Origin of the sequence: Microbacterium sp. BF1, assembly GCF_019279095.1 — a bacterium.
Lineage (GTDB): Bacteria > Actinomycetota > Actinomycetes > Actinomycetales > Microbacteriaceae > Microbacterium > Microbacterium maritypicum.
Genome location: NZ_JAGYWT010000407.1, coordinates 1 through 2256, shown reverse-complemented (window position 1 = coordinate 2256; position 2256 = coordinate 1). Strand labels below are relative to the sequence as shown.

Below are 2256 nucleotides of genomic sequence, written 5' to 3'. Positions count from 1 at the left end.
TTGGCCATGAAGGCGAACACCACCCAGAACAGCACGGCGCCCAGCGTCGGTCCGAACACCGTGGCCGCCCCGCCCAGAAGGAGGATGGTCCACAGGAAGAACGTCAGCGACGTCGAGTAGCTGCCGGACAGACTGCGCGCACCCGTGACCTCCGCCCCGGGCAGTGCGGCGGTCACTGCCGCGGCTAGAGTGAAAGGAGAGCGTCCCATGCCCCCAGGGTAGGTCGGCTCAGGGGCGGTCCCGCCTCCGCCACGCCCGTGAGAGAGGGAGTCGATGACCATTCCGCGCCCATCCCTCGATCGTGCAGCCGAACTCCGCGAGGAGCCGGACGTGCTCGATCGTCTGCGAAACGACCCGGCGACCCGTGTGATCGTCGTGCGCGAGGGCCGGGTCAGGGTCGTGGATTCCGCGCTGCTGCGCGTCACCCCTGACGAGGTCGTCGAGGCGAGCTGGGCTCTTCTCGCACGCGATGCCGACGGCACCGTGCTGCTCCTCGCCGCCGCACCGCCGGAGAGCGACGCGCTCGACACCGCCCCGGACGAGATCTGGCTCGGCCTGCGTGATCTCGGCGGTCGCATCGACGGGCAGGAGTCCGAGCTCCTGATCGGCGCCATCGCCCTCGCCGGATGGCTTCGGGACGCGCCGTTCTGTCCGACCTGCGGTGGGGCGACCCAGCTGCAGCAGGGCGGATGGTCGCGACGCTGCCTCGTGTGCGCACGCCAGCACTTCCCGCGCACGGATCCAGCCGTGATCGTCGCCGTCGAGAGCAGAGACGGCGAGCGGTTCCTGCTCGGCGCCAATGCCAACTGGGGCGGGCGCATGTTCTCCTGCTTCGCGGGTTTCACCGAGGCGGGGGAATCGCTCGAGTCGACCGCGTATCGCGAGATCGAGGAGGAATCGGGGGTGCGTCTTTCCGCCCTGCGGTACGTCTCCTCGCAGGCCTGGCCGTTCCCGCGATCGCTCATGGTCGGCTTCCGTGCCGTTGTCGACGACGAGTCCGCGGCGCGCGCCGACGGCGAGGAGATCATCGAGGTGCGCTGGTTCACGCGTGCCGAGATCGGTACCGCGCTCGCCGGACACGGCCCGGTGGGGCTTCCGGGGCCGGCGTCGATCGCCCGTGCGCTGATCGTCGACTGGTACGAGGATCGCGCGTGAGCGCACTCGATGCCCTCGATGAGCGGCAGCGGGCAGCGGCATCCGTGTTGCGTGGTCCCGTCGTCGTGCTCGCCGGAGCGGGGACCGGAAAGACCCGGGTGATCACGCATCGCATCGCACACGGCGTCGACACCGGCGCATACTCTCCCTCGCGCGTCATGGCGGTCACCTTCACCGCGAAAGCGGCGGGAGAGCTCCGCGGCCGCCTGCGGGCGCTCGGTGTCGAAGGCGTCGCCGCCCGCACGTTCCATGCGACCGCACTCGCGCAGCTGAACTTCTTCTGGCCCACGCTGGCCGGATCGCCCGCGCCATCCATCATCGACAACAAGGTGCGGATGCTGGGGCAGGCGGCCGACGCGATCCGGCTCCGTCCCAGCACCGCGACGCTTCGCGACATCGCCTCCGAGATCGAGTGGCGCAAGGTGTCGATGCTGTCGATCGACCAGTACGCAGCGCTCGGCCGTCCGATCAGCGGGGTCGACGCGGGGCAGCTGATCGAGCTGATGCGCGGGTACGAGGCGTTGAAGGACGATCGTCGCCAGCTCGACTTCGAAGACGTGCTCCTCGCCTGTGCGGGCATGCTGGAGGCGGAGCCGCGCGTCGCCGCATCCGTCCACGAGCAGTACCGACACTTCACGGTCGACGAGTTCCAAGACGTCTCCCCGTTGCAGAACCGCCTGCTGGAGCTGTGGCTCGGAGACCGGCACGACATCTGCGTGGTCGGCGACGCCAGCCAGACCATCTACTCCTTCGCCGGCGCGGAGCAGCGTTTCCTGCTCGAGTTCGAGCGCCGTCACCCGGACGCCACCGTCGTGCGTCTGGAGACGAACTACCGCTCGCAGCCGCCGATCCTCACCGCAGCCAACGCTCTGATGCACGGCCGGCCCGGAGCGCTGGAGCTCGTACCGGCACGGGAGCAGTTCACCGCGGATGCGCCGACCGTCACCGCATACGAGACGGAGGGGGAGGAAGCCGCGGGGATCGCCGCGTCGATCTCCGCGCGCATCGAGGCTGGGGCCTCGCCGTCGGAGATCGCCGTGCTCTATCGCGCTCACGCGCAGTCCGCTGTGCTGCAGCAGGCGCTCGCCGCCGAGGGCATCG

At 69.9% G+C, this 2256-nt stretch carries 2 protein-coding genes and 1 pseudogene; 2 read left to right on the top strand and 1 reads right to left on the bottom strand.

Going from position 1 to position 2256, the window contains the following annotated elements; genetic code table 11:
- A pseudogene (locus KZA10_RS18745) lies at window positions 1–209 on the bottom strand (hypothetical protein); the annotation flags it as partial.
- 64 nt (window positions 210–273) lie between these two features.
- Here KZA10_RS18745 and nudC point away from each other — a divergent pair.
- Window positions 274–1155, top strand: coding sequence for an NAD(+) diphosphatase (gene nudC, locus KZA10_RS12850; RefSeq protein ID WP_218683068.1), 882 nt, complete (start codon window positions 274–276; stop codon window positions 1153–1155).
- A partial coding sequence (locus KZA10_RS12845) for an ATP-dependent helicase (protein ID WP_218683067.1) occupies window positions 1152–2256 on the top strand: 1105 nt, incomplete at its 3' end. The genes nudC and KZA10_RS12845, both read left to right, overlap by 4 nt.